The organism is Massilia sp. P2_C2 (assembly GCF_056404615.1).
Window position 1 is genome coordinate 1 of the sequence record NZ_JBFUDR010000463.1, and the last position, 3,480, is coordinate 3,480.

A 3,480-nucleotide genomic window follows, 5' to 3' on the forward strand; every position below is an offset into this window, starting at 1 on the left:
GTGCACTTCGCGATGGCCCAGCAGGATATCCGCTACTACCTGAACGGCCTGCTGCTCGTGCTGGACGGTAACAACGTGATCGCCGTCGCCACCGACGGCCACCGCCTCGCATTCTCCCAGGTGACGGCCGAGCAGACGTTCGAGCGCCAGGAAGTGATCATCCCGCGCAAGACCATCCTGGAATTGCAGCGCCTGCTGGAAGAAAGCGACGACGAAGTCCGCCTGGACATCGCCGCCTCGCAGGTCAAGCTGACGTTCGCCGACATCGAACTCGTGTCGAAACTCGTCGAGGGCAAGTTCCCCGATTACACCCGCGTGATCCCGAAGGGTTACAAGAACGACTTCACGATCAGCCGCGACGAACTGCTGCGCTCGCTGCAGCGCGCCGCGATCATGACGAGCGACAAGTTCAAGGGCGTGCGCTGCATGATTTCACCTGGCTCGATGAAGATCAGCTCGACCAACGCCGACCAGGAAGAGGCGGTGGAAGAACTCGAAATCGACTACGGCGGCGACACGATCGACATCGGTTTCAATGTCACGTACCTGCTGGACGTGCTGAACAACCTGAAGTGCGACCAGGTGAATATTTCGCTGGGCGATTCGAACTCGTCGGCACTGATGTCGATTCCGGAAAATGGCGACTTCAAGTACGTCGTCATGCCGATGCGCATTTAATTTGGGCAAAGCGCCCATATATTCGTTCGACGATCAAGACCGCATGGCCACGAGCCGGCCGTCTGATTTACACGTTATTTGAGAAAGCAGTCATGTCCGAGAACACTCAAGCAGTTTTGGAATCCTCCCTTGCCAAGGCGGAAGAGTACGGCGCCTCGTCGATCCAGATCCTGGAAGGCCTGGAAGCCGTACGCAAGCGTCCGGGCATGTACATCGGCGACACGTCGGATGGCACCGGCCTGCATCACCTGGTGTTCGAGGTGCTCGATAACTCGATCGACGAGGCTCTGGCCGGCTACTGCTCCGAAATCCACGTCACGATCCACTCCGACAATTCCGTCTCGATTACCGACAACGGCCGCGGCATCCCGACCGGCATCAAGATGGACGACAAGCACGAGCCGAAGCGCTCGGCGACCGAGATCGCCCTGACGGAATTGCACGCCGGCGGCAAGTTCAACCAGAACGCCTATAAAGTGTCCGGCGGCCTGCACGGCGTCGGCGTGTCGTGCGTGAACGCGCTGTCGAAGCTGCTGCGCGTGACCGTGCGCCAGAACGGCAAGGTGCGCCAGCTGGAATTCTCGCGCGGCGTCCCGCTGGACCGCATCATCGAAGTCGTCGATGGCGTGGAAGTGTCGCCGATGAAGGTCCTCGGCGACACCGACAAGCGCGGCACCGAAGTGCATTTCTGGGCCGACGAGGAAATCTTCACGCATGTCGAGTTCCACTACGAGATCCTGTCGAAGCGCATCCGCGAACTCTCGTTCCTGAATAATGGCGTCAACATCAAGCTGACCGACCAGCGCACCGGCAAGGAAGAWGTGTTCGCCTTCGAAGGCGGCACGCGCGGCTTCGTCGAATACATCAACAAGGCCAAGACCGTCCTGCACCCGACCGTGTTCCAGGCGACCGGCGAGCGCCAGTCGGAAAACGGCACGGAAATCTCGGTGGACGTGTCGATGCAGTGGAACGACGCGTACAACGAGCAAGTGCTCTGCTTCACGAACAACATCCCGCAACGCGACGGCGGCACCCACCTGACGGGCCTGCGCGCGGCGATGACGCGCGTGATCAACAAATACATCGACGAGAACGACTTCGCCAAGAAGGCCAAGGTCGAGATCTCGGGCGACGACATGCGCGAGGGTCTCACCTGCGTGCTGTCGGTGAAAGTGCCTGAGCCGAAGTTCTCGTCGCAAACGAAAGACAAGCTCGTGTCGTCGGAAGTGCGCGGCCCGGTCGAGGAAATCGTGGCGAAGACGCTCACCGACTTCCTGATGGAAAAGCCGAACGACGCCAAGATCATCTGCGGCAAGATCGTGGAAGCCGCGCGCGCGCGCGAGGCGGCCCGCAAGGCGCGCGACCTCACCCGCCGCAAGGGCGTGATGGACGGCCTGGGCCTGTCGTCGAAGCTGGCCGACTGCCAGGAACGCGACCCGGCGCTGGCCGAGCTGTACATCGTCGAGGGTGACTCCGCAGGCGGTTCCGCCAAGCAGGGTCGCGACCGTAAGTTCCAGGCCATCCTGCCGCTGCGCGGCAAGGTGCTGAACGTGGAAAAGGCGCGCTTCGAAAAGATGCTGTCGTCGGAACAGATCACGACCTTGATCGCCACGCTCGGCACGTCGATCGGCCCGGACGAGTTCAACGTCGACAAGCTGCGCTACCACCGCATCATCATCATGACCGACGCGGACGTCGACGGCGCCCACATCCGCACCCTGCTGCTGACCTTGTTCTACCGCCAGATGCCGCAGCTGGTCGAGCGCGGCCACATCTACATCGCGCAACCGCCGCTGTACAAGGTCAAGGCCGGCCGCGACGAGCGCTACCTCAAGGACGACGTCGAAGAAGCGAGCTACATGATGCGCTTCGCCCTGAATGGCGCCGCGTTACTGCCGAAGGAAGGCGCCGAGCCGATCACGGATGTTGCGCTGGGCGAGCTGGTCGACAGGTACAACAAGGCGAACGCGATCATGATGCGCCTATCGCGCGTGATCGACCGCGCCGCGCTGTCCGCGATCATGACCGGCGTGAAGCTGGACCTGACGACCCAGGAATCGACCGAGAAATCGGCGCAAGCGCTGGCCGACGCGATCCACGACCCGAGCGTGAAGGTGGGCGTGCGTTCCGACGAACTGTCCGACAAGCACAGCCTGCGCATCGAACGCATCCACTACGGCAACGTGCAGGTGACGTCGATCGATGCCGACTTCGTCGCCGGCGGCGACTACAAGACCTTGGAAAACTCGGCCGAGACGTTCCAGGGCCTGATGGGCGCAGGCGCGATCATCCGCCGCGGCGAAGGCGAAAAGATGAAGGAATTCGCCGTGCGCGACTTCCAGCAGGCCATGGAATGGCTGCGCGAGGAAGCCGAGCGGGGCGTGTCCAAGCAGCGCTATAAAGGTCTGGGCGAGATGAATCCCGAGCAGCTGTGGGAGACCACCATGGATCCGACCGTGCGTCGTCTGTTGAAGGTGCAGATCGAGGATGCCATTGCGGCGGATCAGATCTTTACGACGCTGATGGGGGATGAAGTCGAGCCGCGCAGAAACTTTATTGAGACGAATGCGCTGCAGGCGGGGAATATTGACGTCTAAAAGTTAATGCCCTGAGAATGGTTTATCGCAGACGTTATGAACAGTGCCTCTGCGCAACGATGACGAGAGGGAGGCTAGGGCTTCCCTCTCCTTTCGATGCCTCGTTCTAAAAAATTCTTAATCCTGTTCAATAGCTCAGGATCGCGTAGTTCGCACTCCCAAACTACCAGAACGTCCCAACCCTCATCCATGAGCGCGTGCATGT

Annotated in this window: 2 protein-coding genes; both read left to right on the forward strand. The window is 60.9% G+C overall.

All coding sequences use genetic code 11. The features are described from left to right. Positions 1–678, forward strand: a 678-nt coding sequence (dnaN, locus tag AC1DYX_RS29385; RefSeq protein WP_477265487.1) for a DNA polymerase III subunit beta, incomplete at its 5' end; no start/stop codon positions are given. Between the two features lie 92 nt (positions 679–770). After that, positions 771–3,275, forward strand: coding sequence for a DNA topoisomerase (ATP-hydrolyzing) subunit B (gene gyrB / locus AC1DYX_RS29390; protein WP_477265489.1), 2,505 nt, complete (start codon positions 771–773; stop codon positions 3,273–3,275). Positions 3,276–3,480: the final 205 nt, after the last annotated feature.